This is a genomic window from Corynebacterium xerosis NBRC 16721 = ATCC 373, assembly GCF_001552415.1.
Classification (GTDB): domain Bacteria; phylum Actinomycetota; class Actinomycetes; order Mycobacteriales; family Mycobacteriaceae; genus Corynebacterium; species Corynebacterium xerosis.
This window is the reverse complement of record NZ_BCRD01000002.1, coordinates 529,972-555,808: the sequence shown is the minus strand read 5'-3', so window position 1 is coordinate 555,808 and position 25,837 is coordinate 529,972. Positions and strand designations below refer to the sequence as shown.

Sequence of the window (25,837 nt, the reverse complement as noted above, 5' to 3'; positions counted from 1 at the left end):
GGAGTGCATGAGCGACAACAACGTCACCGTCCCCCACAACTTCGTCACGGCCGTCGACCACGTCGGCATCGCCGTGCCCGACTTCGACGCCGCGGTCGAGTGGTACCGCGCCAACATGGGCTTCGTGAACTACCACGAAGAGGTCAACGAGGAGCAGGGCGTCCGCGAGGCCATGCTCGGCCCGGCCGAGAAGACCGAGGGCGGCACCCTGGTCCAGATCCTCGCCCCGCTGAACGAGGAGTCGACCATCGCGAAGTACATCGACAAGAAGGGCCCCGGCATCCAGCAGTACGCCCTGCGCGTCACCGACATGGACGCCCTGATGGCGCATCTGAAGGAGCAGGGCACGCGCGTGCTCTACGAGGTCCCGAAGAACGGCACCGCCGGTTCGCGCATCAACTTCGTCCACCCGAAGGACGCCGGCGGCGTGCTGCTCGAGCTCGTCGAGCCCGCCGAGTAGCCCGCCCGCCACATTCGGCTTTTTGCTTTACGACGCCCCGGCGCCCGCACCACGCGGCTCCGGGGCGTCGACTACTGTCGCGGGGGTGACGCAGCAGCCGAAAGGGCCCCTCGACGGGGCCGGGGATCAGCCGGACGCCGGGCAAACGAAGCGCGGTGAGCCGGAGCTGCCGTCGTTCCTGAAGAACCCCGCGCCGCTGGACAAGGCGCTGTTCGTCGCGTTGATGCTGATGGGCGTCTACTCGATGGCGCTGATCGCCATGCGCGCCTTCCTGCTGTCGCACCCGCTGGCGTACGCCCTGATGGTCGGCGGCTACACCAGCGCAACCATCTCCGGCGCGAATGCGTCGGTGGGACAGGGCACGTGGTGGGTGTACCTCGCGTGCACCCTCGTCGGGGCTCTGAAGTTCGTGCCCATCTACTGGCTGATGGGCCGGCGCTGGGGCATGGAGTTCATCGACATGTCGCTGCAGTACATGCCGCGGGCGCACCGGTTCTTCAGGAAGGCGCTGACCAACGAGTCCGGCAAGACCAAGGCGATCATCCTGGGGCTGCTGCCGCTGGGTTACGCGCCGGGGCCGGTGCCGGGCACCGTGCTCAACGCCGTCGCCGGGCTGCTCAAGGTCGGGTTGGGCGCCGTTTTGGCCCTCAACGTGCTGAGCGTGCTGGCCATCAACGGCCTGTTCATGTGGCTCGGTTGGACGTTCGGCGACCAGGTGCTCGACATCGTCGAGGTGGTCAACCGCTACCTGCTGTGGATCACGCTGGGGTTGCTCGCGCTGATGGTGTTCCAGGCGCGCAAGAAGACGGCGTAGGAGACGTCGGGCGGTGGCAGTCGGGCGCCGGGGGCAGTCAGACGTGGAGCAGTCGGGCGTGGGGGACGTTCGACGCTGCTTCACGGGGGCGCGGGCCGTCGTAAAGCCGTGGCGGTAAGCGCGGGAATAGCCTCCGCCCCTGTTTTGTTGACATGAACATGAAATCTTTCGGGTTCCTGTCCTTCGGCCACTTCGGCGGCCCCGGCTCCGGCCACGACGCCGCCGACATGCTCAAGCAAGCCGTCGAACTGTCCGTCGCCGCCGACGAGATCGGCGTCAACGGGGCGTACTTCCGCGTCCACCATTTCGCCAAGCAGGCGGCGTCGCCCATGCCGCTGCTGTCGGCGATCGCCGCGCGGACCAAGCGCATCGAGGTCGGCACCGGGGTCATCGACATGCGCTACGAGAACCCGCTTTACCTCGCCGAGGAAGCCGCCGCCCTCGACCTGCTGTCCGACGGGCGCGTGGCCCTCGGCGTCTCGCGCGGATCGCCGGAACCCGCCCTGCGCGGCTGGGAGACCTTCGGCTATCACGGCTCCACCGACCCCCGCGGCGCCGACCTCGCCCGCGAGAAGTTCGACCTGTTCCTGCGCGCCGTCCGCGGCGAGCGCCTGGCCACCGCCGATCCCGGCCAGTTCGGCCCGAACCGGCACCTGCGCGTCGAGCCGCACTCCCCCGGGCTCGCGTCGCGGATCTGGTGGGGCGCAGGCTCGCGCGACACCGCCGAGTGGGCCGGCGAGCAGGGCGTGAACCTGATGAGCTCCACCCTGCTCACCGAGGCCACCGGCGACTCCTTCGCCGCCCTGCAGGCCGAGCAGATCGCCCGGTACCGCGCCGCATGGAAGGCCGCCGGCCACGAGGGGGTCCCGCGCGTGTCCGTCAGCCGCAGCGTCTTCCCCCTGATGACCGACTACGACCGGCAACTGTTCATCCGCGAGGCGCAGGGCCGCGACCAGATCGGCGTCATCGACGGCTTCCGGTCGACGTTCGGCAAGAGCTACGCCGGCGAACCCGACCAGCTCATCGAGGCGCTGAAGGCGGACGAGGCCGTGATGAGCGCCGATTCGCTGATGCTCACCATCCCCTCGCAGCTCGGCGTGGACTACAACATGCACCTGCTCGGCGCCTTCGCCGAGCACGTCGCGCCCGCACTGGGCTGGGAGCCGAACACCGAGGGCCCGACGACCGGCTACGCCGAGCACGAGATCCCTGTGTAGGCGCGGTCTGCGGGCTCGGTGGCGGTGGCAACACCCAGCCCGCAACGGCCGCAGTAGACAGGGCGGGCGCAGCGTCGGCCGCGATCCTCGCCCCTCCCCTTCGGCTTCCGCGCTAACCCACCCCGAATGAGCTAACCCACCCGTTATAGCGGGTGGGTTAGCTCATTCGGGGTGGGTTAAGGCGTGGGTTCGCGGGTGGGCGCGAAAGGCCGGGGTGGGTTAAGGCGAGTGCGCGGGTGGCGCGGGGTCGCGCGGGTGGGGCCGGCGGCTACGCTTCCTTCGGCGGCTTCGGGGTCGCCTCCAGCATCGGGTCGCCGGCCGCGATCGGCCCCTGCTTGCCGACGACGTCCACCGACCCGAACTTCCTGTGGTTCGTCACCAGGACCGGGGTGATCGGCGAGTACCCGGCGGCGACGATCGCCTCCCGGTCGAAGCGCACCAACGGTGTGCCGGCGGTGACGTGATCGCCCTTGGCCACGAGGAACTCGAAGCCCTCGCCGCCCATGTTGACGGTGTCGACTCCGATGTGGACGAGGATCTGCAGGCCATTGTCCAGCTTCAGGCCCACGGCATGGCCGGTCGGGAAGGTCACCATGACCTTGCCGTCTGCCGGTGCGACGACGGTGTCGCCGTCGGGGTCGATCGCGGCTCCCTTGCCCACCTTGCCGGCGGCGAAGGCGGCGTCGGGGACCTCCGACAGCGGCAGCAGCGTGCCGCTCATCGGCGACGCCACGGTCAGATCCACGGCGGCATCCGCGCCTGCATCGGCCGGGGCGGCGGCCGGGGCGTCGGCGACGGCCACGGCGGTCGTTCCCGCAGCTCCCGCGCCCGCGGCGCCCGCACCGGCGACGGTGGTGGCGGGGGCGGGGGCGTCGTCACGCGAAGAGGCCGGCAGCGGCGCATTTGCCGCTTCCTCCATCTCGGCCTTGGCGGCGGCGTGCTCGCGGGCGATGCGTTCGTGGGCGGCGGCCTTCTCGTCCGCCGACCGGTAGTCGAAGAACAGCACCAGCAGCAGCGACGTGAAGAACGCCGCGGCGATGCCGATGACGTAACCGCCCAGCGGATCGAACGCGCCGACGGTCAGCACCGAGGTGAACACGAAGGCCTTCGCCTTGACGTTGAACAGGCCCATCACGATGCCGCCGACGAGGCAGCCCGGCAGCAGGCGCAGGTACGTCTTCTTGAAGCGCAGCACCACGCCGTACAGGCTCGGCTCGGAAATGCCGCCGAGCAGGCCGGCGAACATGCCGCCGGACGAGACCTGGCGCATGGAAGCGTCCTTCTCGCGCATGGAGACGATCATGACGCCGGTGACCAGGCCGAAACACGCGAAATTCCACGCGCCCATGGGGCCCTGGATGAAGTCGTAGCCCAGCGTCGCGATGTTCTGGATCATGATCGCGTTGAGCGGCCAGTGCAGGCCCAGCGGCACCATGAACGGGTAGATCAGCGGCACCACAATGGCCAGGATGAAGGGCGAGAACCCGTTGATGGCCAGCAGCATGTTGGAAATGCCGTTGCCCAGGCCGATGCCGAACGGGCCGACGACGAAGGCGGTCAGCGGGATCATGATCAGCAGCGAGAAGAACGGCACGAACACCATCTGGATGGCGCCCGGGATGACCTTCTTCAGGCCCTTCTCCACGAAGAACAGCAGCACCGCGGCGAACAGCGGCGGGAAGACCTGGCCGGAGTAGTCGTTGAGGACCATCGGCAGGCCGAAGACGGTGACGGTGTCGCCCTGGTCGCCCAGCGCGATGAACTCCGGGGTCAGCATCGCCGCCGGGATCGCGGCGCCGATCCACTCGTTGGCGCCGAGCTTCCGGGCGGCGGTGGCGCCGACCATGATCGGCAGGAAGTAGAACACCGAGCGCCACATGGCGTGGAGGAACTGCCACGTCGGCGGCAGCGTCTCGCCCTCGGGCGCGTTGAAGTCCTGGATGCCGAACGTGTCGGCGAGCACCAGCAGCGTGATGATCAGCGACGCGCCGAGCAGCGCCCACAGCACCGGCCGGAACGTGTCGGAGAGGAATTCGAAGCAGTAGTCGACCCAGCCGAACTTGCCGCGGACGCCGTCGTACTCCTTCTTGCCGTCGGCGCCGGTTTTCGGCCCGGCCTTCTTGCTTTGCGACGCCTTCGATCCGCCGTCCCCGTCGCCGCCGCCCATTCCCGGCTGGCGCATGAGGCCCTGGTAGTAGTTGCCCACGTCGCCGCCCATGATGACCTGCAGGCCGGTGTTGCCCTGGGGGACGACGCCGAGGACCTTGTCGTCGGAGTCGATGGCGTCCTGGTCGGCGAGCGACAGGTCGTGGAGGTGGAAGCGCAGGCGGGTGGCGCAGTGCGTCACGGAGGAGATGTTCTCCGGTCCGCCGACGTTGTCCAGAATGAGTTTCGAGGTTGACTCGACCGTTGCGGCCATGGTCATGCCTTTCGTCGGCCGCGGCGGGGGTCGCCCGCTCGCGGAGGCTTCCGGATACGGCGCGCCGACCGGCCCCGCGTTGCCCGCAACCTCCGCGGGACGTGCGGCATGTCCGATTCAGGGCCCGTTTTCCGGGACTGTCATGATTCAGCGTACTCCCGGAAACGCCCGAACGGAATAGTCCTTTTCCTGCACATGCCCGGTTGTGTGGGGCGGCGTTTTCTTAGGCGAGTCACCCCTGCGCGCGTTATCCCCGGCACTGCATCATCCCCAGCGCCGCGTGATCCCCCGGTCGCCGCGCTTTCCCCAGCAGTTGCGGTGCCAATGCCGGCGGTCGTCGGCCCGTCCCCCGTAATCCGACGGCCACGCCACGACGTGCGCCACCCCGGGCGGGATCTCCTGGTCGCAGCCCGGGCAGCGGTACCACTTGGTGGCCTGCCCCGGCGCGACGTCGCGCACCTGGAAATCCTCGCCGGCCAGCCTGCCCGGCCCGGCTTCGGTGCGGGTCACCTGGAACGCGCCCAGGCCCGGCAGCGGCCGGTCGTCCCCGTACCTGCTTTGCGACGGCCCCCGTCCCCGTCCTCCGCCGCCCTTTCCCGGGCGGCGCTTCTTCCCGCGTCCCATGACGTCCCCGATGCTCCGGTCAGAAGAGGCGCAGCTCGTTGGATTCGGTGCCGCGCAGGGCATCGTAGTCCACGACGACGCACCGTATGCCGCGGTCCTCCGCCAGAGTGCGCGCCTGCGGCTTGATCTCCTGCGCGGCGAAGATCCCCGTGACCGGCGAGAGCATCTCGTCGCGGTTGAGCATCTCCAGGTAGCGCGTCAGCTGCTCGACGCCGTCGATGTTGCCGCGGCGCTTGACCTCGACGGCGACGGTCGCGCCGTCGGAATCGCGGCCGAGCAGATCCACCGGGCCGATGGCCGTCGGGTACTCGCGGCGGATCAGCGTCCACCCTTCGCCGAACGTCGCGAAATGCTCCGCCAGCAGCTCCTGCAGGTGGGTTTCCACGCCGTCCTTGACCAGGCCCGGATCCTGGCCCAGCTCATGCGAGGCGTCGGAAAGCACCTCCGAAATGGTGATGCGCAGCTGCTCCCTCTTGGAGTTCTCCACGATCCAGAGCAACTCGCCGGTGCCCTCGCCCGACTCGTCGAGGATGGGCTGCTCCGTGAGGCTGCACGGAGGGGTCATCCAATTCAGGGGCTTGTACGCGCGATCGTCGGCGTGAATCGAAACCGAGCCATCCGCCTTGACCAGGAGCAGGCGCGGGGCCTCCGGAAGGTGGGCGGTGAGCCGGCCGACGTAGTCGACGGTGCAGCGGGCGATGACGAGACGCATGCCCACCACCCTAACGGTCGGGTGCGTGCGATGGCCGGGCACCCCGGGGAATCTGGCCCGGGTCAGCGCAGCCCGTTGGCGCGGCCGTTGCCGTTGCCGCGGCCGTTGCCCGCGCCACGCGCGCGGACGCTGCGGAAGCGCTGCTCGATGTTGGTCGGCAACCTCCGGGTCTGGCGCACCGACGGCGACGACTCCACCCACGCGACCAAAGCGGTGTCTCCGGAATCGTCGACGGCCAGCTCCCACTCCCCCTGGTTGGCCACGGAGAAAACGACCACGTGCAGCCCATCATCGAAAAACCCCGCCTCGACCGTGGTGGGCTCCCGTCGGGAGATGATTTCCACGTCGTTGCGGGGGAAGGACAGGTCCGCGCCGGGGCGGAGCGAACGAAGCTTGTATACGAGGGCCGCGCCGTCGGTGTACTTCATGACGCCATGGCGCCACGCCGCGCCGTCGCCGGCCGGGATGGGGCGGATGACCACCGGGGTGCCCTTGGAACGCAGCTTCGCGAAGCGCCACAGCGCCAGACAGCCTCCGAACAACAACAGGAAGCCCACGACCAGCACGAAGACATTCAAAGCGTCCACAATGACCTCGTTTCATGCAACCCGGGTATTGAAAGGATACTAGTCGACGGGCCCGCCACCGGTAAATCCGGGAAGACCGTGAAACTCGTGCGACTGGAGGTTTCCGGGCAGAGGCGTCGGAAAGCCAAAAGGAGGGGCCGCCGGAACCACACTTTCATGTGGTTCCGGCGGCCCCTCCCGTGACGCGGGTGGAACTCGGTCGTGCGACCGGACCCGGCCTAGGCGACGCCCTTAGCGCGACGCGATGCGCGCAGCTCGGACTCGGCCTTGGCCTTGACCTCCGGGTCATCCGACTGGAGACGAGCCTCGGCATCGGAGACGTCGACCTCGTCGGCCCAAACGGCCTTGTCGGCGAGGACGGTGATCTTCTTCGTGGACACGGAGAGGAACCCGCCCTGGACGGCGGCGACCATGACCTGGCCGTCGTCGGTCCGGATGGTCACCGTGCCATTCTCGGTCAACTGACCGAGGAACGGCTGGTGGCCGGGCAGCACGCCGATCTCACCCTCGGTGGTCTCAGCCGTGACGGAAGTGGCCTTGCCCTCCCAGAGCTTGCGCTCGACGGCGACCAGTTCGGTGGCGATGTCAGCCATGTGGAACGCCCCTTACTTCTTCTGCATCTCGGCGTACTTCTTCTCGACGTCGTCGAGGCCGCCCAGGCCGTCGAAGGCCATTTCCGGGTAGTTGTCGAAGTCGCCCTTGCAGATGCGGTCGAAGGCCACGATGGTGTCCTTCAGCGGCACGTAGGAGCCCGGCAGACCGGTGAACTTCTCCGCGACGAAGAAGTTCTGGCCCAGGAATCGCTGGATGCGACGGGCACGCTGGACGGTGATCTTGTCCTCTTCGGACAGCTCGTCCATGCCCAGGATCGCGATGATGTCCTGGAGCTCCTTGTTCTTCTGCAGGATGTTGATGACCTGCTGCGCCACGCGGTAGTGCTCCTCGCCGACGATGGACGGCTCGAGGATTCGAGACGTCGACGACAGCGGGTTCACGGCCGGGTAGATGCCCTTCGACGCGATGGAGCGGTCGAGCTCCGTGGTGGCGTCGAGGTGGGCGAACGTGGTCGCCGGAGCCGGGTCGGTGTAGTCGTCGGCGGGCACGTAAACGGCCTGCAGAGACGTGATCGAACGGCCCTTGGTCGACGTGATGCGGTCCTGGAGGACGCCCATCTCGTCGGCCAGCGTCGGCTGGTAACCCACGGCCGAAGGCATGCGGCCCAGCAGGGTCGACACCTCGGAACCGGCCTGCGTGAAGCGGAAGATGTTGTCGATGAAGAGCAGCACGTCCTGGTGCTGCACGTCACGGAAGTACTCCGCCATGGTCAGGCCCGACAGCGCGACGCGCATACGGACTCCCGGCGGCTCATCCATCTGGCCGAAGACGAGCGCGGTGTCCTGCAGCACGCCCATCTCCTCCATCTCGAGGAAGAGGTCCGTGCCCTCACGGGTGCGCTCACCGACGCCGGCGAAGACCGACGTACCGGAGAACTCACGCGCGATACGGGTGATCATCTCCTGGATCAGAACGGTCTTGCCGACGCCGGCGCCACCGAACAGGCCGATCTTGCCACCCTTGACGTACGGGGTCAGCAGGTCGATGACCTTGATGCCCGTCTCCAGGATCTCGGTCTTGCCCTCGAGCTGGTCGAAGGCCGGCGGCTCGCGGTGGATGCCCCACTGCTCGCCGTCGCGACCCAGGCCCGGCTCGTCCAGGCAGTCGCCCAGCGCGTTGAAGACGTGGCCCTTGACGACGTCGCCGACGGGAACCGAAATCGGCTTGCCCGTGTCGGTGACGTCCGCGCCGCGGACGAGGCCGTCGGTCGGGGCCATGGCGATGGTGCGCACCAGGTTGTCGCCCAGGTGCTGCGCCGTCTCGAGGACGATGGTCTTGGCGACCGACGGAAGGGTAACTTCCACGGTCAGCGCGTTGTACAGTGCCGGGAGCTCGTTACGCGGGAACTCCACGTCGACGACGGCACCGATGACACGCACGATGCGGCCGACGGCCGTCGCGGTGTTCTGCTCATTGAGAGCTGTGCTCATATCTAGTCACTTTCTCCGCTGTCGTCGAGCGCACCGGCGCCACCGACGATCTCTGTGATTTCCTGGGTGATCTGCGCCTGACGGGCCTGGTTGGCCACGCGCGAGAGGTCCTTGACCAGCTCGGTCGCGTTGTCGGTCGCCGACTTCATGGCGTTGCGTCGCGCCGCGGACTCGGAGGCCGCGGCCTCGAGCATCAGGGCGAACAGGCTCTTCGACACGTACTGCGGCAGCAGCGCCGTCAGCAGCGTGTCGGCATCCGGCTCAAATTCGTAATCCGGGTGCAGGGCCGCGTCGCCGTCGGAAAGCATTCCGTCGCCCAGTTCCATCTCCTCGGTCTCGATGACCGGCTCGATGGGCAGCATCTGGTGCGCCCGCGGAATCTGGGACAGCATCGACACGAACTCCGTGTAGACCACGTGAACCTGGTCGAAGCCCTGGATGCCCTCCCCCTCGGACACTCGAAGGCCCTTGCGGTACTTCGCCTCGCCCTCGGCGGTCGCCTCGAAGCCGTCGATCAGGTGACGACGGACGTCGTGGGTCAGGTCGTAGTCCGGATCCTGGGAGAAGCCCTCCCAGGTGCCGGCCATCGGCATCTCGCGGAAATCGTAGTAATCGATGCCCTTGCGGCCGGTGACGTAGGTTACGGTCTCGTAGCCCTCGTCGGCCAGCGTCGCACGGAGCTCCGCGGCCTTCTTGAGCACGTTGTGGTTGTAACCGCCGCACATGCCGCGATCGGACGTCACCACGAGAATCGCGGCACGGTTGGCGCCTTCGCGCTCGCGCAGCATCGGGTGATCAAGCGAGGAAGCCGAGGCGAGGCGTCCGATGACGCTCTCGATCTCGTCGGCGTAGGGCTGGGAGTCGGCCACTCGACGCTGCGCCTTGGTGATGCGCGACGTCGCGATGAGCTCCTGTGCCTTGGTGATCTTCTTCGTCGAGTTCACCGACTTGATTCGGTCTCGCAATTCACGAAGATTCGCCATGTTCTAACGCCTCCCTTCTTTTTCGATAACGGTCATCGCAAACACGCCCCGACTACTTCGCGGCGGACTTGCGGGAGACCGAGATCTGCTGCTTGGTCTGCTCGCCGTCGGCGAGGGGCTCCGCGGGAGCCTCCTTGGCGACCGGCGCGCCATCCGAGGTCTGGAAGCCCTTCTTGAACTCGTCGACGGACGCCTTCAGGGCGGACTTCGACTCGTCGGTGAACGGCTTACCACCGTCGATCTGCTCGAAAACGGCCTCGTTGTTGGAGTACAGGTACTCCATCAGCTCGGTCTCGAAGCGACGGACGTCGTCGACCGGGACATCGTCGAACTCGCCCTCGCCGGCCAGGTAGATCGAGGTCATCTGGTACTCGACCGACTGCGGCTTGTTCTCCTGCTGCTTCAGCAGCTCGACCAGTCGCTGGCCGCGCTCGAGCTGACGCTTGGAGGCGTCGTCGAGGTCGGACGCGAACATGGCGAAAGCCTCGAGGTCGCGGTAGGACGCGAGGTCCAGACGCAGGTTGCCGGAGACCTTCTTCATGCCCTTGGTCTGGGCGGCGCCGCCGACTCGGGAAACCGAGACACCGACGTTGATGGCCGGGCGAACACCCTGGTTGAACAGGTCCGACTCCAGGAAGACCTGACCGTCGGTGATCGAGATCACGTTGGTCGGGATGAACGCGGAGACGTCGTTGGCCTTGGTCTCGATGATCGGCAGGGCGGTCAGCGAACCGGCGCCCATGTCGTCGGACAGCTTCGCCGCGCGCTCCAGCAGACGGGAGTGGAGGTAGAAGACGTCACCCGGGTACGCCTCGCGTCCCGGCGGACGACGCAGCAGCAGGGAGATGGCACGGTAGGCCTCGGCCTGCTTGGTCAGGTCATCGTAAATGACCAGGACGTGCTTGCCCTGGTACATCCAGTGCTGGCCCAGGGCGGCACCCGCGAAGGGGGCCAGCCACTTGAAGCCGGCGGCATCGGAGGCCGGGGCGGCCACGATGGTGGTGTAGTCGAGCGCGCCGTGATCCTCGAGGGTCTTGCGCACGCCGGCGATGGTCGAGCCCTTCTGGCCGATCGCGACGTAGATGCAGCGCACCTGCTTCGTCGGATCGCCGGACTCCCAGTTCGCCTTCTGGTTGAGGATGGTGTCCAGGCAGACCGCGGTCTTGCCGGTCTTGCGGTCACCAATGATCAGCTGGCGCTGACCACGGCCGATCGGGGTCATCGCGTCGATGGCCTTGATGCCGGTGGCCATCGGCTCCTCGACCGGCTGACGCTGCAGCACGGACGGGGCCTGGAGCTCCAGGACGCGGTCCTCTTCGGCCTCGATGTCGCCCAGGCCGTCGATCGGCTGGCCCAGGGGGTTGATAACGCGGCCGAGGAACTTGTCCCCGACCGGGATGGACAGGACATCGCCCGTCCGCTTGACCTCGTCGCCCTCGGCGAGCGACTCGAAGTTGCCCAGCACCACGACGCCGACCTTGTCGGTGTCGAGGTTCTGCGCGACGCCGATGACGCCGCCCGGGAACTCGAGAAGCTCGTTGGTCATGACCGACGGCATACCCGCAACCTGCGCAATGCCATCAGCAGCACTGATGACCACGCCGACCTCCTCGCGGGAGGCCTCCGGGGAGTAGCTCGAGGTGTAATTCGCAATCGCGCTACGGATCTCGTCGGAGGAGATCGTCAGCTCCGCCATGTTCTTCCTGCTCTCGGTAATTTCGCTTCCAGTGATTTTCGTTCGAACCATCCGTCAGCCGAGGCCAACGCGGAGCTTTTCGAGCTTCCTCGAAAGGCTGCCGTCGATGACCTCATCGCCGACCCGGATGACCAGTCCACCGAGGATCGAGGGATCGATCTCGGTGTGGATGGACATCTCTTCGCCGTACACTCGGCCGAGCTTGTCCGCCAGCGCACGCTGCTGCTCCGGAGAGATAGCGGTTGCACTGGTCACACGGGCGACGGTGCGATTCCGGAGGCCGGCGGCAAGCCGGGACAGGGAGTCGATGTCGTCCGCGGGGCGCTTCTCGGGGCGCCCGACGGCCTGCAGCGCCAACGCCTCGGTCACCGAAGTGGCCTTGCCGTACAGCACGGAGGCCAGGAGACCCCTCTTCGCCTCGGGGGTCGCGGCCTTATCCGCCAACAGCTGCTCGAGCTGCGGCTCGTTCATGAGGATGCTGCCCAAACGGAACAGCTCGTCCTCGACCGTTTCCAGCTGACCCTGGCCCTCGGCGGAGCGCAACAGGGCGCGACGGCCCAGCTCCACCAGGCCCGCGCGGAATTCGCGCGAGTTCGACCAGGTCTGCGCGGCGGCGTCGGAGATGACCTTGAGGGTCGTCTCGGACACCTTGCCAGCGAACAGGCTCCGGACGAGTCCGGAGCGCTGCTCCGCCGCCACCGACTGATCGGCGACGGCGACACGCAGGCCGCGGTCGGAGTCGAGGGTTTCGACGACGTCGAAAAGCTCGGAGCCGGTCTGGGCCGCGTTCGCGACGGAGACGGTGGCACCGCCGACGGCGGCGTCCAGCTCCGTGCGGAGCTGCGCCAAAGATTCGCGGCTAGCTGCGTGCATGTCGCCTACTTTCCGGCCGGGGCCACGGTGTCAAGGTTGCTGAGGAAGCGATCGATCGTTCCCGACGTCTTGACGTCGTCGGAAAGCTGCTCGCCGAGCAGACGCTCCGCGAGGTTGATCGAGTTCTGCCCCATCTCCTTGCGAAGCTCGGCGACGACCTGCTCACGCTGGGCCGCCAGCTGCTTCTCACCGGACTCGATGATTCGTGCGCTCTCGTCGTTGGCCTTCGAAGTCGCCTCGGCGATGATCTTCTGACCCTGAACTCGGGCCTCATCGCGGATCTTGGCGGCTTCGGTGCGGGCCTCGGCGAGCTGGCTGTTGTACTTCTCGAGAGCGGCCTTGGCCTCGGCCTGTGCGGCCTCGGCACGCTCGATGCCGCCCTCAATCCGGTCCTCCCGCTCGGTCAGGACCTCCTGGAACTTCGGAAGCACGAGCTTCCAGAAAAGCACCAGGATGACAATGAGCGGGACAATGGACCAGACGATGTCATAGGACTTGGGCAGCAGGGGGTTGATCTGCTCCTCGAGAGGAAGTGCCTCCCCCGCCGCCAAATGGTAAATGAAATCCGTCATGGTTCAGTGTTCTCCGCTTAGTTGAGGTCCGGACTTAGAAAACGAAGCCGGCGACCAGGCCGATGAGGGCGAGCGCCTCGGTGAAGGCAATGCCCAGGAACATGGTGGTGCGGAGCTGGCCGGCCATCTCGGGCTGGCGAGCCATGCCCTCGACGGTCTTGCCGGCGACGATGCCGATGCCCAGGCCCGGGCCCAGGGTCGACAGGCCGTAGCCGATGGTCTTCAGGCCAGCGTTGGTGTCGACGGCGGCGACAGTGTCCTGGGCGGAGAGGATGACGTCGTTCATTATGAACCGTTCCCTTTCTGAGGAGTCCCGGGCTTTGGAGTCGTAGTTGATGCCCGGGCGAGGTCAAATGGGTCGTGCTATGAAATTGGGCCCGATGCCGGGTTGACCCGGCGGCGGGCTTGCTAGTGCTCGTCTGCGTGCAGCGACAGTTCGATGTAGACGGCGGTCAGCAGGGCGAAGATGTACGCCTGCAGGAAGATCACCAGAAGCTCGAACAGCGTGAACAGAATCGAGGCGATGAGGGTCAAGCCGGACAGGGCCGTCCAACCGTCCATCTGCCAGAAGAAGAAGTTCGTGGCACCGAACAGGAGGACCAGGACCATGTGACCGGCCAGCATGTTGGCCATCAGACGGATGGTCAGCGTGGCCGGGCGCAGAACGAAGGTGGAGAAGATCTCGATGGGCACCACGATGAGGTGGAGCACCGGGGGCAGGTTCGGAATGACCACCGACGACTTCACGTACTTGAAGAAGCCGTACTTCTTCGAGCCCGCGTAGATGAAGGCGATGTAGGCGAACACTGCGAGGACCAGCGGCATGCCGATTCGCGCGTTGGGCGAAATGTTCATGCCCGGAATGATGGCCGCGAGGTTCATCGAAATGACCAGGAAGAAGATGGTGGCCAGGACCGGCAGGAACCGGCGGCCTTCCTTCTTGCCCAGAATCTCCTCCGCGACATGAATCCGGACGAAGTCCATCATCATCTCGGCGACATTCTGCAGTCCAGTCGGCACCAGCTTCGGACGCCGGAAGGCGATCACGAAGAAAATGCCGACGATCACGGCCATGAGCAGACGAACGACCATCAGGCGGTCCATGGCGAACCAGTCGCCGGCACCACCAATGATGAAGTCGTTGTACAGCTCACCCGGGAAGTACTCCTCCTGCAAGTTGGGTGCGTGGAACTCACCCTTCATCTCGGCAAGTGTGTAAACGCTCAGCGTTCTCTCCCGTGATTGGGCCGCATGAACTGGGTCAAGCGGTGCGAAGGACGTCGTTTAACGTGGATCGCCGCGGATTCCATTCGCACATCTGCACGGCGTACACGGGGCGCCGGCGTGAAGCCGGCCCCGTATCGCTACGGCCGCCGACCGCGCCCCGCCACCGGAAGTCCGATGCAGGGGCAAGCCGTCTTACCCGTCGTTCAGGATAACAGTTCCGGCACGCTTTTCACATTGAGCACACCCCCGGCGATCCGGCCCCGAAAACCGACAAAACGGCGCATCCCCATGTGGGATTGCGCCGCTTTCGGGTGAAAAACGGAAGAAACGCCGGGCCAGGGCTCCGAGCGTGGCGTCCGGGCGGGCGAATTCGGTCATGCGTTCGCCCGGCGGGGTTCTCAGCTTCCGGCCACGTACGTGAGATTCGACTGAGACATCCCCCACACTTCCGCGCCCAGGGTGACGATCAGGGCCAAAACTACCGTCACGAAGAAGGCCATCGTGTCGTAGAAGGTCATGTCGCGGATCACCAGCAGGATGAGGATCAGCACGACGATCTTCGCCAGCCAGCCGAACATCACCACCGCACCCGTCATCGTCGGCGTCGACTTGGCGGTGACCAGAACGGAGACCACGGTCAGCAGGACGAAGCCGCCGCCGATGCCGGCGCCGAGCAGGACGCCCCACACTCCCGGCATGCCGTCCTTGCCGCCCCAGACGAGCAGTGACCCGACGGTGAGGACCGCCAGCGCGATCGCGCCCGAGCGCGCCGCCGCGAGCAGCGGGATGCGGGGGTCGTCGTACTTGGACATCGGCTTGGCGACGTCCGCCGAATCGGAGGATCCGGCCGCGTCGCCGGTCACGCCGTCGTTGTCATTGATGGGGGTGTCTTCGCTCACGGGGGGACATGGTACCCGCTCCCCTGCGGCGCCAAATAGGCACCATCGTCAACGCGACGGCCAGCACCAGAAGCAGGCCGAAGGCCACGGCGACGAACGGCGCCGGGAACACGGTGGTGCCAACCGCGCCGAAGGCCACGACCGACACCCACATGTAGAGGACCAGCACGACCTTGCGGTGGCTGTGCCCCATTTCCAGCAGGCGGTGGTGCAGGTGCATCTTGTCGGGGGCGAAGGGCGATTGGCCGCGGCGCGTGCGCCGGATGATGGCCAGCAGCAGGTCGAGCATGGGCACGCTCAGCGCCGCGATGACGACGATGATCGGCGACATCAGCGCCAGCGCGTCGGCGGTGCCGTACATCGACGGCGAGATCCGGCCGGACGCCGACACGGACGCGCCGGCCAGCATGAGGCCGATGAGCATGGCTCCGGAATCGCCCATGAAGATGCGAGCGGGCTCGAAGTTGTGCGGCAGGAAGCCGATGCACGCGCCGAGCAGGCAAGCGGAGATCATCGCGGGCGGGTAGGCGGACACGGTGCCGCCCTGGTCGTGGAGCATGACCATGGAATAGACCAGCAGAGATCCGGCGGCGATCATGCCCAGGCCGGCGGCGAGCCCGTCGATGCCGTCGACGAAGTTGATGGCGTTGATCAGGGCGACGGTGAACAGGACGGTCACCACGGTCGACGACACGGGATCGAGGATCAGCGTCGTCCCGCCGCCGAAGGGGATGTAGAGCAGGTACCAGGTCACGCCCATCAGGGACATGACCACCGCCGCCAGCACCTGCCCCAGGAACTTGGTCAGCGCGTCCAGGTCGAAGAGGTCGTCGAGGATGCCGACCAGCAGCAGGATCGTGGCGGCGACGGCCATGGCGTTCATGTCCGGCGTCATGGGCGGAAAGCCCCTGTTCAGGGCGGGCAGCTCGCTGGCGACCCAGATGGCCGCGAGGATGCCGCTGTACATGGCCACGCCGCCCAGGCGGGGCTTGGGGATGTCGTGGACGTCGCGCACGCGCGGCATGTCCACGTACCCGGCCCGCACCACGAGGTACCGGACGAAGCCGGTGAGCAGGTAGCTCACGGCGGCCGAGACGAGCACCAGCAGCGCCAGTTCGCGCAGGGGCACGCCGGCCCCTCCGCCCGGGGCGCTCAGCAGCGCTACGTCGTGGGGCATGCGTCAGCCGTCGGCGGGGCGTCGCAGTGCGGCGGGGTCCTTGCCCAGGACCTCGCCGATCTGCTCGGCGGTGATGGCGCCTTCGCGGAGGATGCGCGCTTCGTGGCCGGACAGATCGACGATGGTCGACGGCTTGCCGATGGTCGCCCGGCCGCCGTCGAGGTACACGGCGGCTTCGGCCCCGAGCTGCTGCTTGGCGCGCACGGCGGTCAGTGCGGGCTCCTGGCCGGAGATGTTGGCGCTGGACACGGCCATGGGGCCGGTGCGGCGCAGGAGTTCGATGGCGATGGGGTGCAGCGGCATGCGCAGCATGACGGTGCCGCGGGTGTCGCCGAGGTTCCACGGCAGGCTGGGCGCCTGGTTGACCACCAGCGACAGGCCGCCGGGCCAAAACGCCTCGACGAGCGCGCGGCCGGCGGCGGTGTGCTCGCGGACGAGGCCGTCGACGGTCGTCCACGATCCGACCAGGACCGGGACGGGCATGTCGGGCCCGCGGTGCTTGGCGCGCAGCAGCGAGGCCACGGCCTGGTTGTTGAACGCGTCGCAGCCCAGCCCGTAGACGGTGTCGGTGGGCAGGACGACGAGCCGCCCGGCCTCCACCGCGTCGACCGCGGCCTTCAGCCCGGCTTCGCGCCCTTCGTCGGTGGAGCAGTCGTGGATGATGCTCATGTCGCCTGGTCAATCCCTTCGTCCGTGGTGGGTTCGTCGCCGCTTGGTTGTTCGCCGCCGGATCCGCCGCCGATCATGATCGCGGAGGTGAAGCGGTCGCGGCCGGCGAGGTCGGGGTGGACCTCGATGCCGCGGAACCGCCCCGTGCCGGCGAGCAGCTTCACGACGTCCGCGCCCGAGTCGTCATCGTGTTCGATGGCGACCAGGCCGCCTGGCCGCAGCAGCGCGCACACGACGTTCATCATAGGACCGATGACGTCGAGCCCGTCGGTTCCCCCGAACACGGCGTGATGCGGATCGTGGCGCACTTCGGGGCCGACGTCGGCGTCCAGCGGCACGTAGGGCGGGTTGGACACCACCAGGTCGACGCGGCCGCGCAGGTGCGCCAACGGTCCCGGGGCGCCCGATGCTTCCGCCACGAGCGCCATGTCGGTGGCGTCGCCGCGGATGATGCGCACGTCGCCGGTGCGCGGCGGGCCGGCCACGGCCTGCTCCCCCGCCCACAGTCCGCGGCAGGACTCCAGGTTGCGCAGCGCCCAGCCGTGGGCGACCCCGTCGATTTCGACGCCGGTGACGTCCGCCGCCGGCACGGCGTCCGCGATGGCCAGCGCCAGCGCGCCGGATCCGGTGCACAGATCCACCACGGCGGGTCCGGTTGCTTTGCGACGCCCCGAGGCGTCGTCACGCATCTTTTTCCCGAGGGCATCGACGCACCATTGCGCCATCAGCTCGGTTTCCGGGCGGGGCACGAACACGCCGGGGCCGACGGCGAGTTCGAGGCGGCCCATCGGGGCGGTGCCGATGATGTGCTGCAGCGGCTCGCGCGCGGCGCGGCGGGCCACGAGCGCCGGCAGCTGCGCCACCAAAGGATCATCGGCCGGCACGGCATCGCGGCGGGAAAGAACGAGATCGGTGCGGGACCGGCCGCTGACGTGCATCATCAGCTGCTCGGCATCGGCCTGCGGCGACGGGCACCCGGCGTCGGCGAGGGCCGCGACCGCACCCGCCAGAATCGACCCGACGGTCGGAGACACTCCCCCGACCGCCTACTCGGCTTCCAGGCGTTCCTGGCGCTCGGCGTCGTGCAGGGCCTTGAGCAGGTCCTCCATGTCGCCGCCGAGGACCGCGTCCAGATTGTGGGCCTTGTAGCCGATGCGGTGATCGGACACGCGGTTCTCCGGGAAGTTGTACGTGCGCACGCGCTCCGAGCGGTCCATGGTGCGGACCTGCGACTTGCGGGCGTCGGACGCGGTGGCCGCGGCCTCCTCCTCGCGCATCTGCTGCAGGCGCGCGGCCAGCACCTGCATGGCGCGTGCCTTGTTCTGGATCTGGGAGCGTTCCTTCTGGCACGTGACCACCAGGCCGGTGGGCAGGTGCGTCAGGCGCACGGCGGAGTCGGTGGTGTTGACGCCCTGGCCGCCCTTGCCGGAGGAACGGTAGACGTCGACGCGCAGATCCTTGTCGTCGATCTGCACGTCCTCGATCTCGTCGGGCTCCGGGTAGACCAGCACGCCGGCGGCGGAGGTCTGGATGCGGCCCTGCGACTCGGTGACCGGCACGCGCTGCACGCGGTGGACGCCACCCTCGAACTTGAACACGGACCAGGCGCCATCGCGCGACGGGTTCTTGGCGCGGACCGACAAGGTCATGTCCTTGACGCCGCCGAGATCGGACTCGGACAGGCCGAGGATCTCGGTGGTGAAGCCGTTCTTCTCGGCGTAGCGCTGGTACATCCGCGCCAGCTCACCGGCGAACAACGCGGCCTCTTCGCCGCCGGCGCCGGACTTGATCTCCATGACGATGTCGTCGGAGTCGTGCGGGTCGCGCGGAGCCAGCAGATCCGCGAGGCGCTCCTCGAGCTCCTCGGCCTCCACGGCCAGACGATCCGCCTCGGCCGCGAATTCCGCGTCCTCCGACGCCATCTCGCGGGCGGCCTCCATGTCCTCGCGGACCTGGGTCAGGCGCGCATGCGTCTGGATGATCGGCTGCAGCTCGTTGAAGCGCTTGCCCACCTTGCGGGCGCGCGCGGCGTCGTTGTGCAGGTCGGGATCGCCGAGCTGGGCTTCGAGGCCGTGGTACTCGGACAGGACGTCATCGACTGCGGTGACCTTGTCGGACATTGGGATGTCTCCTTCGGCGGGCCGGTCGCGCCGGTCCGGTCGTGCGGGTGCTGCTCGTTGCTGGTCGGAGGTCCGGCCGTGCCCCTGGCGGGGCGCCGGTGGCCCCCCGCTAGAGCATGTCGTCGACGTCGACGTCCGCGGCCATCGGCGCGCTCGAGGCGACCTGCATGAGGAACTCGCGGTTGCTGCTCGTCTTCTTCAGCTGCTTCATCAGCAGATCGATGGCGGCCTGCGGGTCCAGCGCCGACAAGATGCGGCGCAGCTTGTGCATGACGCGGGCCTCGTCGGGGGCGAGCAGCAGCTCGTCCTTGCGGGTGCCCGACGGGTTGACGTCAACGGCCGGGAACACGCGGCGCTCGGAGATCTTGCGGTCGAGCTTGAGCTCGGCGTTGCCCGTGCCCTTGAACTCCTCGAAGATCACCGTGTCGCCGGCGGAGCCGGTTTCGACCATCGCGGTGGCGATGATGGTCAGCGAACCGCCGTTTTCGATGTTGCGCGCCGCGCCGAGGAAACGCTTCGGCGGGTACAGGGCGTTGGAATCCACGCCACCGGACAGGATGCGGCCCGACGCCGGCGAGGAGTTGTTGTACGCGCGGCCCAGGCGGGTGATGGAGTCCAGCAGGACGACGACGTCCTGGCCCTGCTCCACCAGACGCTTGGCGCGCTCGATGGCCAGCTCGGCGACCGTGGTGTGGTCCCCCGGCGGGCGGTCGAAGGTGGAGGCGATGACCTCGCCGCGCACGGAACGCTGCATGTCCGTGACTTCCTCCGGGCGCTCGTCGACGAGGACGACCATCATGTAGCACTCGGGGTTGTTCGTGGCGATCGCGTTGGCGATGTTCTGCAGGATGGTCGTCTTGCCGGCCTTCGGCGGCGAGACGATCAGGGCGCGCTGGCCCTTGCCGATGGGCATGATCAGATCGATGACGCGGGTGGTCAGGATCTTCTGCTCCGTCTCCAGGCGCAGGCGCTGGTTCGGGTACAGCGGGGTCAGCTTGCCGAACTCGGGACGGTTCTTCGCCTGATCCGGGGCCTGGCCGTTGATGGTGTCCACCTGCACCAGCGGGTTGTACTTGCGCTTGTTGCGGCCCGAACCGTGGGTGACCTGTCCGCCGCCACCGTCGCGGGGCATGCGGACCTGGCCGGTGATGGCGTCGCCCTTGCGCAGGCCGAACTTGCGGACCAGCTGCGGCGAGACGTGCACGTCGTTGGAGCCCGGCAGGTAGCCCGAGGTGCGGACGAAACCGGAGTTGTTCTCCATGACGTCGACGATGCCGGCGACCGGCTGCAGGACGTCGCCCTCGCGCACGCCCTCGTCGTTGCCCCCGCCGCCCTGGTTGTCGCCGCGTCCCTTGCGGTCGCGGCGGTTTCGGCGGTTGCGGCGGTTGCCGCGGCCCTCGTGATCATCGTTCCGGTCGTTGCGATCGTTGCGGTTCCGGTTGCGGTTGCGGCCGCCCTGGTTGTCGCGGTTGTCGCCGCCGCCCTGGTTGTCGCGGTTGTCGCGATTGTCGCGATTGTCCCGGTTACCGCGGTTGTCGCGGTTGTCCGAACCATCGTCGTGGTTGTCCTGGCCACCGCGGTTGTTGCCGTTGTCGCGGTTGTCTTGGCCACCACGGTTGTCGCGGTTGTCGCCGCCACCCTGGTTGTCCTGGCCACCACGGTTGTCGCGGTTGTCGCCGCCCTGATTGCGCTGGCGGGCGCGGTCGCGGCGCGCACGGCGCGACTGCGAACGGGACGGGAACTCGTTCTGCCCGTCGCGGTCGTCCCCCTGATCGCCGCGATCATTCGACTCGCGGCCCTTGTCGCCACGGTCGCCACGATCGCCACGGTCGCCCCGGTCGCCCTTATTGCCCTGGTCACCGGAATCGCCCGACTGCTTCTCGCGCCGGCTCTTCGGCGCCTCCTCGGTCTTGCCGTCCTGCTGCGACGACCCGGCCTTCTCGGCGGGGGCGGCGGCGTCGTCACGCCCGGCGGAGCCGGAATCCTCGCCCGACTTCTTGGCCGCGGGAGCCTGGCCCGACCCGGCACCCTGGATGGCCGCGATCAGCTCGTGCTTGCGCATCGCCGAAATGCCGCGGATGCCCTTCCCCGAGGCGATCGCCCGCAGATCGGCCATGCGAAGCGCGGTCAGATTCTCCTGGCCCTGGGTGGCGCCGGTGGTGTCCGTATCGGTCACGGAAATCCTTTCGTGTTTTTCCCTCGACATCGTCACCGGCCCAAAAGGGGGCGCGGTTCGAAGCGGGGGCCGGGAATGCATGGGCCCCGGTCAACCCGGCCGCATCTGGCGGCCGATCCCGTCGCGCGGGTGTCGTGGGGTGGTGGCGCCGCGGTGATCATCGCTCCCCATCGATTCCCCGGGGGCGATCCGCTGCCGCTGCCGGAACCAAGCGCCGGCCCCCGTATCCCGGCAGCGCGGGAGAAGAAAGGTGATGGGGGTGGCGGAGCGGTCCGGCGGTGTACGTCGCGGCGTCCTGGGGTCCCAGAGTAATCGCCGCCGCCGCCGCAGGGCAACCGGGGCGGGGGCGGCGTGTCGGCCGAACCTTCGGGCTACCCTGTACGCATGCGCAGCACGATGCAGGACATCCCGCTTTCCGTGGCGAGGATCCTCGAGTACGGACGCACCATCCACGCGAACACCCAGGTGACGTCGTGGCACGCGGACGGCCCGGAGACCACCACCTTCGCGGCCGTGGCCTCCCGCGCCTCGGCGCTGGCCAATGCGCTGCGCGACGAGCTGGGCATCGACGGCGACCAGCGCATCGGCACCCTGATGTACAACTGCGCCGAGCACCTGGAGGTGTTCCTGGGCGTGGCGTCGATGGGCGCGGTGTTCCAGCCGCTGAACCAGCAGCTGATGCACGACCAGATCGTGCACATCATCAATCACGCCCACGACGAGATCATCATCTGCGACCCCGCCCTGGCGGAGGGCCTGGGCCGCATGCTGCCGGAATGCCCGGGCGTGCGCGCGGTGATCATCATCGGCACTTCCGGCGTGGAGGAGGCCGCCGCGCACCTGCCGGACGGCGTGCCCTGGTATTCCTACGAAGCGCTTCTCGACGGCCGCCCGTCCACCTACGACTGGCCGGAACTCGACGAGACGCTGGGTGCCGCGATGTGTTACTCGACCGGCACGGAGGGCGCGCCGAAGGGCGTCATCTACTCGCACCGGTCGCTGTACCTGCACAGCCTGAACCTGCGCACCACGGACTCCTTCGCCATTTCGCACGGCACCCCGTGGCTGTGCTGCGTGCCCATCTACCATGTGCTGAGCTGGGGCGTTCCGCTGGCGAACTTCGCGTGCGGCGCGCCGATGGTCTTCCCCGGCGCCGATCTGTCGGCGCCGCGGCTGGCGGAGATCATCGCCACCTCGCTGCCGCGCGTGGCGCAGGGCGTGCCCACCCTGTGGATCTCGCTGATGGTCCACTACCTGAACAATCCGCCGGAGCGCATGAGCCTGCAGGACATCTTCGTCGGCGGCTCCCCCGCCCCGCCGGCGCTGATGCGCATGTGGGAGGAGCGCTATGGCGTCGACGTCATCCACCTGTGGGGCATGACGGAGACCTCGCCGGTGGGCACCGTCGCCCGCCCGCCGTCGGGCGCGTCCGGCGAGGCCCGGCAGCGCTACCGGGTCAGCCAGGGCCGCTTTCCGGACATCATGGATTTCCGCATCGTCGACGAGGAGGGCCGCATCCTGGACCTCCACGACCGCAACCAGGGCGAGCTGCAGGTGCGGGGCAACACCGTCACCGGCGCGTACTACCAGTCCCCCGAGGAAGCCGACGGCGGCGACGCCCACCTGTTCCGCGGCGGCGAGGTCGACACCGCCCGTTCGCGTTTCACCGCCGACGGCTGGCTGCGCACCGGCGACGTCGGCTCCATCACCCGCGACGGCTACCTCACCGTGCAGGACCGCGCGAAGGACGTCATCCGGTCCGGTGGCGAGTGGATCTACTCCGTGCAGCTGGAGAACCTGGTCATGGAGTCGCGCGAGGTCGTCGAGTGCGCCGTCATCGGCTTCCCCGACGAGAAGTGGGGCGAACGGCCGCTGGCCATCACCGTGCTCTACCCCGACGTCCCCGCCGACCGCGACCAGGCCGAGAAGCTCCGCGACGAACTGCGCCCCAAGCTGCCGAAGTGGATGCTGCCGGAATACTGGGCCTTCGTCGACCACATCGACAAGACGTCGGTGGACAAGTTCGACAAGAAGGACCTGCGGGCGCATCTGGCGGCCGGGGCGTTGGACATCATCAAACTCAAGGGCCCGGGCGAAAAATAAAGGGGCTTTGCGACGGTCCACGTGGGCCGTCGCAAAGCCCCGACGGAGGCCGGGCCGGAAGGGCCTAGCCTTCGACCTCGACCTGGACCGGGCCGGCGACCGTGAGTTCCATGACCTTGATGCCGGACTCGCGGGCCTCGTCGAGGACCTTGTCCGGCACCGCGCCGGTCGACAGCACCAGGCAGGTCGGCCCTGCACCCGACAGGAACGCGGCATAACCGCGGTTGCGCAGGCGGTTGACCCACTCCGCGGTCACCGGCAGGACCTCCGCGCGGTACGTCTGGTGCAGGCGGTCGCGGGTGCCCTCCCACAGCAGCTCCGGGTGATTGGTCAGGGCGGTGACCATCACGGCGGCGCGGGAGACGTTGAAGCGGGCGTCGATGTGGCTGACGTCGCTGGGCAGCACCTGGCGCACGGCGTTGGTCGAGGCGTGGAAGGACGGCACCAGCGCGGTGGCGCGGATGTCCGGGTGCACGTCCAGGCCCACCGCGCGGTACTGCGGGGCGGTGCGGCCGTCGACGGGCTTGTCCGTCCAGCTGACGACGGCCCCGCCGAGCACGGACGCGGCGGCATTGTCCGGATGGCCCTCGAAGACCGAGGCCTCCTGGATCACCTGGTCGTCCGACAGCGGGAAACCGCACAGGCCGTTGGCCGCGGCGACGCCGGCGACCGCGGCGGCGGCCGAGGAACCCAGGCCGCGCGACTGCGGGATGGTGTTGTGGCACACGACCTTCAGGCCGGGCGCCTCCATCCCCGCGGCGCGCAGGCCGGCGCGGATGGCGCGGACGACCAGATGCGACTCGTTGGTCGGCAGCTCCTCGGCGCCCTCGCCGTGGATCTCCACCTCGACACCGGACTCGGTGATCTCCACCTCGACGGTGTCGTGGATCGACAGGGCCAGGCCGAGGGTGTCGAAGCCCGGGCCCAGGTTCGCCGAGGAACCGGGCACCGTCACGCGGACCCTCTGGCCCGGCAGCAGTTCCTGCGCCATGGCTAGACGTCCATTCCCTCGATGCGGATCACCGAGTTGACCTCGAGGATCGCGTCCAGCTTGGACAGCGCGTCGACGGTCGCGGCGAGCTCCGACTCCTTGGCGCGGTGGGTGATGATCACCAGGCGCGCACCCGGGTTGGCGCCCTCCTGGCGGACCGTGCGCAGCGAAATGTGGTGATCGGCGAAGGTCTGGGCGATGTCCGCGAGGACGCCCAGGCGGTCGTCGACGTGGAGGTCGATGTGGTAGCGGGTGCGCACATCACCGAAGTCCAGGATCGGGAGGTTGGCGTAGGTCGAGTCGCCCGGGGCGCGGCCGCCGTGGACGATGTTGCGGGCGGCGGCGACGACGTCGCCGAGCACCGCCGACGCGGTCGGGTTGCCGCCGGCGCCGTTGCCGTACAGCATCAGCGAACCGGCGGCCTCCGCCTCGATGAACACGGCGTTGAAGGACTCGCGGACGGTGGCCAGCGGGTGGCGGCGCGGGATCAGCGCCGGGTACACGCGGGCGGACACGCCCTCCGTGCCGTTGTCGTCTGTCACGCGCTCGCAGGTGGCCAGCAGCTTGATGGTGCAGTCGGCGGCCTGGGCGGCGGCGATGTCCTCGGCGGTGATGGACGAGATGCCCTCGCAGTGGACGTCATCGGCGGTGACGCGGGTGTGGAACGCCAGCGACGACAGGATCGCGGCCTTCGAGGCGGCGTCGTGGCCCTCGACGTCGGCGGTCGGGTCGGCCTCGGCGTAACCCAGGCGGGTGGCCTCGGCCAGCATCTCGCCGTAGTCGGCGCCGGTGGAGTCCATGGCGTCGAGGATGAAGTTGGTGGTGCCGTTGACGATGCCGACGACCTTGTTCACCGTGTCGCCGGCCAGCGAGCGGCGCAGCGGGCCGACGATCGGGATGGCGGCGGCGACGGCGGCCTCGAAGAAGAGGTCGGCCCCGGAAGAATCGGCGGCGTCGGAAAGCTCGGCGCCGTGGGCGGCGACGAGGGCCTTGTTCGCGGTGACCACGGACTTGCCGGCGCGGAGGGCGGCGAGCACGACGCGGCGCGGGTAATCGATGCCGCCGATGACCTCGACCACCAGGTCGACGTCGTCGCGCTCGACCAGCGAGTACGCGTCATCGGTGATCAGCTCCGGATCGATGCCGGGGCGGGGCTTGGTCTTGTCGCTGACGGCGACGCCCTTGACCTCGATCGGGCCGCCGATGCGGCGCTCGAAATCCTCGGCCTTCTCGCCCAGCAGGCGCAGCACCTGCGTGCCGACGGTGCCGAGGCCGAGAATGGCCACGCCGACGGACTGCCCCTCGCCCTTGCCGGGGTTGAAGGTGGTCTCGTTGTTCGCGCTCATTGCTCTCCCGTGTGTGTTCGTCGCGTGTCCTAACCGGATTGGTACGCCGATCAGCCTACTGGTGGCCCCTCCCCCTCCGCCCGTCGGGTGAAGGGCGGGCCCGCCGTCCCCGACTTGCGGCGGGGCG

At 68.3% G+C, this 25,837-nt stretch carries 24 protein-coding genes; 4 read left to right on the top strand and 20 right to left on the bottom strand.

The genetic code is table 11. The features are described from left to right. Positions 1 to 7: 7 nt before the first annotated feature. From mce to CX1_RS05315, 3 genes are all read left to right on the top strand, one after another. Entirely contained in the window at positions 8 to 460 is a 453-nt protein-coding gene (gene mce / locus CX1_RS05325) for a methylmalonyl-CoA epimerase (RefSeq protein WP_060925361.1), read from the top strand. Between the two features lie 85 nt (positions 461 to 545). Then, positions 546 to 1,274 (top strand): DedA family protein, encoded by a 729-nt coding sequence (locus CX1_RS05320; protein WP_244465572.1) that lies wholly within the window; start codon positions 546 to 548, stop codon positions 1,272 to 1,274. A 158-nt stretch (positions 1,275 to 1,432) separates the two neighbouring features. After that, complete coding sequence (locus CX1_RS05315; protein WP_046651475.1) at positions 1,433 to 2,491, top strand: LLM class flavin-dependent oxidoreductase; 1,059 nt, start codon at positions 1,433 to 1,435, stop codon at positions 2,489 to 2,491. A gap of 268 nt (positions 2,492 to 2,759) precedes the next feature. Here the strand turns inward: CX1_RS05315 and CX1_RS05310 are convergent, their stop codons facing one another. The 18 genes from CX1_RS05310 to rho all read right to left on the bottom strand — a co-directional run bounded on the left by CX1_RS05310 (position 2,760) and on the right by rho (position 21,270). Then, positions 2,760 to 4,910 carry a glucose PTS transporter subunit IIA gene (locus CX1_RS05310; protein WP_060925387.1) on the bottom strand — a complete coding sequence of 717 codons (2,151 nt, stop codon included), beginning with the start codon at positions 4,908 to 4,910 and terminating at the stop codon, positions 2,760 to 2,762. A 264-nt stretch (positions 4,911 to 5,174) separates the two neighbouring features. After that, on the bottom strand, positions 5,175 to 5,534 hold the full coding sequence (locus tag CX1_RS05305; protein WP_306302939.1) for an Rv1322 family protein: 360 nt from the start codon (positions 5,532 to 5,534) through the stop codon (positions 5,175 to 5,177). Between the two features lie 19 nt (positions 5,535 to 5,553). Further along, positions 5,554 to 6,246 carry an endonuclease NucS gene (gene nucS / locus CX1_RS05300; RefSeq protein ID WP_046651220.1) on the bottom strand — a complete coding sequence of 231 codons (693 nt, stop codon included), beginning with the start codon at positions 6,244 to 6,246 and terminating at the stop codon, positions 5,554 to 5,556. A gap of 62 nt (positions 6,247 to 6,308) precedes the next feature. Next, the gene (locus tag CX1_RS05295; RefSeq protein WP_244465534.1) at positions 6,309 to 6,833 is read right to left on the bottom strand and encodes a DUF2550 domain-containing protein; all 525 of its coding nucleotides are present in this window, start codon (positions 6,831 to 6,833) and stop codon (positions 6,309 to 6,311) included. Between the two features lie 218 nt (positions 6,834 to 7,051). Further along, entirely contained in the window at positions 7,052 to 7,426 is a 375-nt protein-coding gene (locus CX1_RS05290; RefSeq protein WP_046651164.1) for a F0F1 ATP synthase subunit epsilon, read from the bottom strand. Positions 7,427 to 7,438: 12 nt separating this feature from the next. Continuing rightward, entirely contained in the window at positions 7,439 to 8,878 is a 1,440-nt protein-coding gene (gene atpD, locus CX1_RS05285) for a F0F1 ATP synthase subunit beta (RefSeq protein WP_046651165.1), read from the bottom strand. 2 nt (positions 8,879 to 8,880) lie between these two features. Next, on the bottom strand, positions 8,881 to 9,861 hold the full coding sequence (locus tag CX1_RS05280) for a F0F1 ATP synthase subunit gamma (protein WP_046651166.1): 981 nt from the start codon (positions 9,859 to 9,861) through the stop codon (positions 8,881 to 8,883). Between the two features lie 52 nt (positions 9,862 to 9,913). Next, positions 9,914 to 11,557, bottom strand: coding sequence for a F0F1 ATP synthase subunit alpha (gene atpA / locus CX1_RS05275; RefSeq protein ID WP_060925360.1), 1,644 nt, complete (start codon positions 11,555 to 11,557; stop codon positions 9,914 to 9,916). A gap of 54 nt (positions 11,558 to 11,611) precedes the next feature. Further along, positions 11,612 to 12,430, bottom strand: a complete 819-nt coding sequence (locus CX1_RS05270) for a F0F1 ATP synthase subunit delta (RefSeq protein ID WP_046651167.1) — start codon at positions 12,428 to 12,430, stop codon at positions 11,612 to 11,614. 5 nt (positions 12,431 to 12,435) lie between these two features. Next, a complete protein-coding gene (locus tag CX1_RS05265; RefSeq protein ID WP_046651168.1) occupies positions 12,436 to 13,002 on the bottom strand; it encodes a F0F1 ATP synthase subunit B in 567 nt (188 codons plus the stop codon). A gap of 34 nt (positions 13,003 to 13,036) precedes the next feature. Further along, positions 13,037 to 13,288 carry an ATP synthase F0 subunit C gene (locus CX1_RS05260; RefSeq protein ID WP_046651169.1) on the bottom strand — a complete coding sequence of 84 codons (252 nt, stop codon included), beginning with the start codon at positions 13,286 to 13,288 and terminating at the stop codon, positions 13,037 to 13,039. 122 nt (positions 13,289 to 13,410) lie between these two features. Beyond that, positions 13,411 to 14,205, bottom strand: a complete 795-nt coding sequence (gene atpB, locus CX1_RS05255) for a F0F1 ATP synthase subunit A (protein WP_046651170.1) — start codon at positions 14,203 to 14,205, stop codon at positions 13,411 to 13,413. A 422-nt stretch (positions 14,206 to 14,627) separates the two neighbouring features. Beyond that, entirely contained in the window at positions 14,628 to 15,041 is a 414-nt protein-coding gene (locus CX1_RS05250) for a Cg1360 family ATP-synthase-associated protein (protein WP_046651222.1), read from the bottom strand. A gap of 61 nt (positions 15,042 to 15,102) precedes the next feature. Further along, positions 15,103 to 16,305: an MraY family glycosyltransferase gene (locus tag CX1_RS05245; RefSeq protein ID WP_046651171.1), complete on the bottom strand. Its 1,203-nt coding sequence runs from the start codon at positions 16,303 to 16,305 to the stop codon at positions 15,103 to 15,105. A gap of 3 nt (positions 16,306 to 16,308) precedes the next feature. Then, positions 16,309 to 16,974: an L-threonylcarbamoyladenylate synthase gene (locus tag CX1_RS05240; RefSeq protein WP_060925359.1), complete on the bottom strand. Its 666-nt coding sequence runs from the start codon at positions 16,972 to 16,974 to the stop codon at positions 16,309 to 16,311. Continuing rightward, a complete protein-coding gene (locus CX1_RS05235) occupies positions 16,971 to 18,008 on the bottom strand; it encodes a N5-glutamine methyltransferase family protein (protein ID WP_160298033.1) in 1,038 nt (345 codons plus the stop codon). Before CX1_RS05235 ends, CX1_RS05240 begins: the two co-directional genes overlap by 4 nt. Before the next feature lie 12 nt (positions 18,009 to 18,020). After that, positions 18,021 to 19,094 carry a peptide chain release factor 1 gene (gene prfA, locus CX1_RS05230; RefSeq protein WP_046651172.1) on the bottom strand — a complete coding sequence of 358 codons (1,074 nt, stop codon included), beginning with the start codon at positions 19,092 to 19,094 and terminating at the stop codon, positions 18,021 to 18,023. Positions 19,095 to 19,203: 109 nt separating this feature from the next. Further along, the gene (gene rho / locus CX1_RS05225; protein WP_046651173.1) at positions 19,204 to 21,270 is read right to left on the bottom strand and encodes a transcription termination factor Rho; all 2,067 of its coding nucleotides are present in this window, start codon (positions 21,268 to 21,270) and stop codon (positions 19,204 to 19,206) included. Positions 21,271 to 21,654: 384 nt separating this feature from the next. Here rho and CX1_RS05220 point away from each other — a divergent pair, with 384 nt between their 5' ends. Further along, on the top strand, positions 21,655 to 23,373 hold the full coding sequence (locus tag CX1_RS05220; RefSeq protein ID WP_046651174.1) for a long-chain fatty-acid--CoA ligase: 1,719 nt from the start codon (positions 21,655 to 21,657) through the stop codon (positions 23,371 to 23,373). Between the two features lie 64 nt (positions 23,374 to 23,437). Here CX1_RS05220 and thrB read toward each other — a convergent pair whose 3' ends face one another. Then, positions 23,438 to 24,364 carry a homoserine kinase gene (gene thrB, locus CX1_RS05215; protein WP_046651175.1) on the bottom strand — a complete coding sequence of 309 codons (927 nt, stop codon included), beginning with the start codon at positions 24,362 to 24,364 and terminating at the stop codon, positions 23,438 to 23,440. A gap of 2 nt (positions 24,365 to 24,366) precedes the next feature. Continuing rightward, positions 24,367 to 25,710 carry a homoserine dehydrogenase gene (locus CX1_RS05210; protein WP_046651176.1) on the bottom strand — a complete coding sequence of 448 codons (1,344 nt, stop codon included), beginning with the start codon at positions 25,708 to 25,710 and terminating at the stop codon, positions 24,367 to 24,369. Positions 25,711 to 25,837 lie beyond the last annotated feature (127 nt).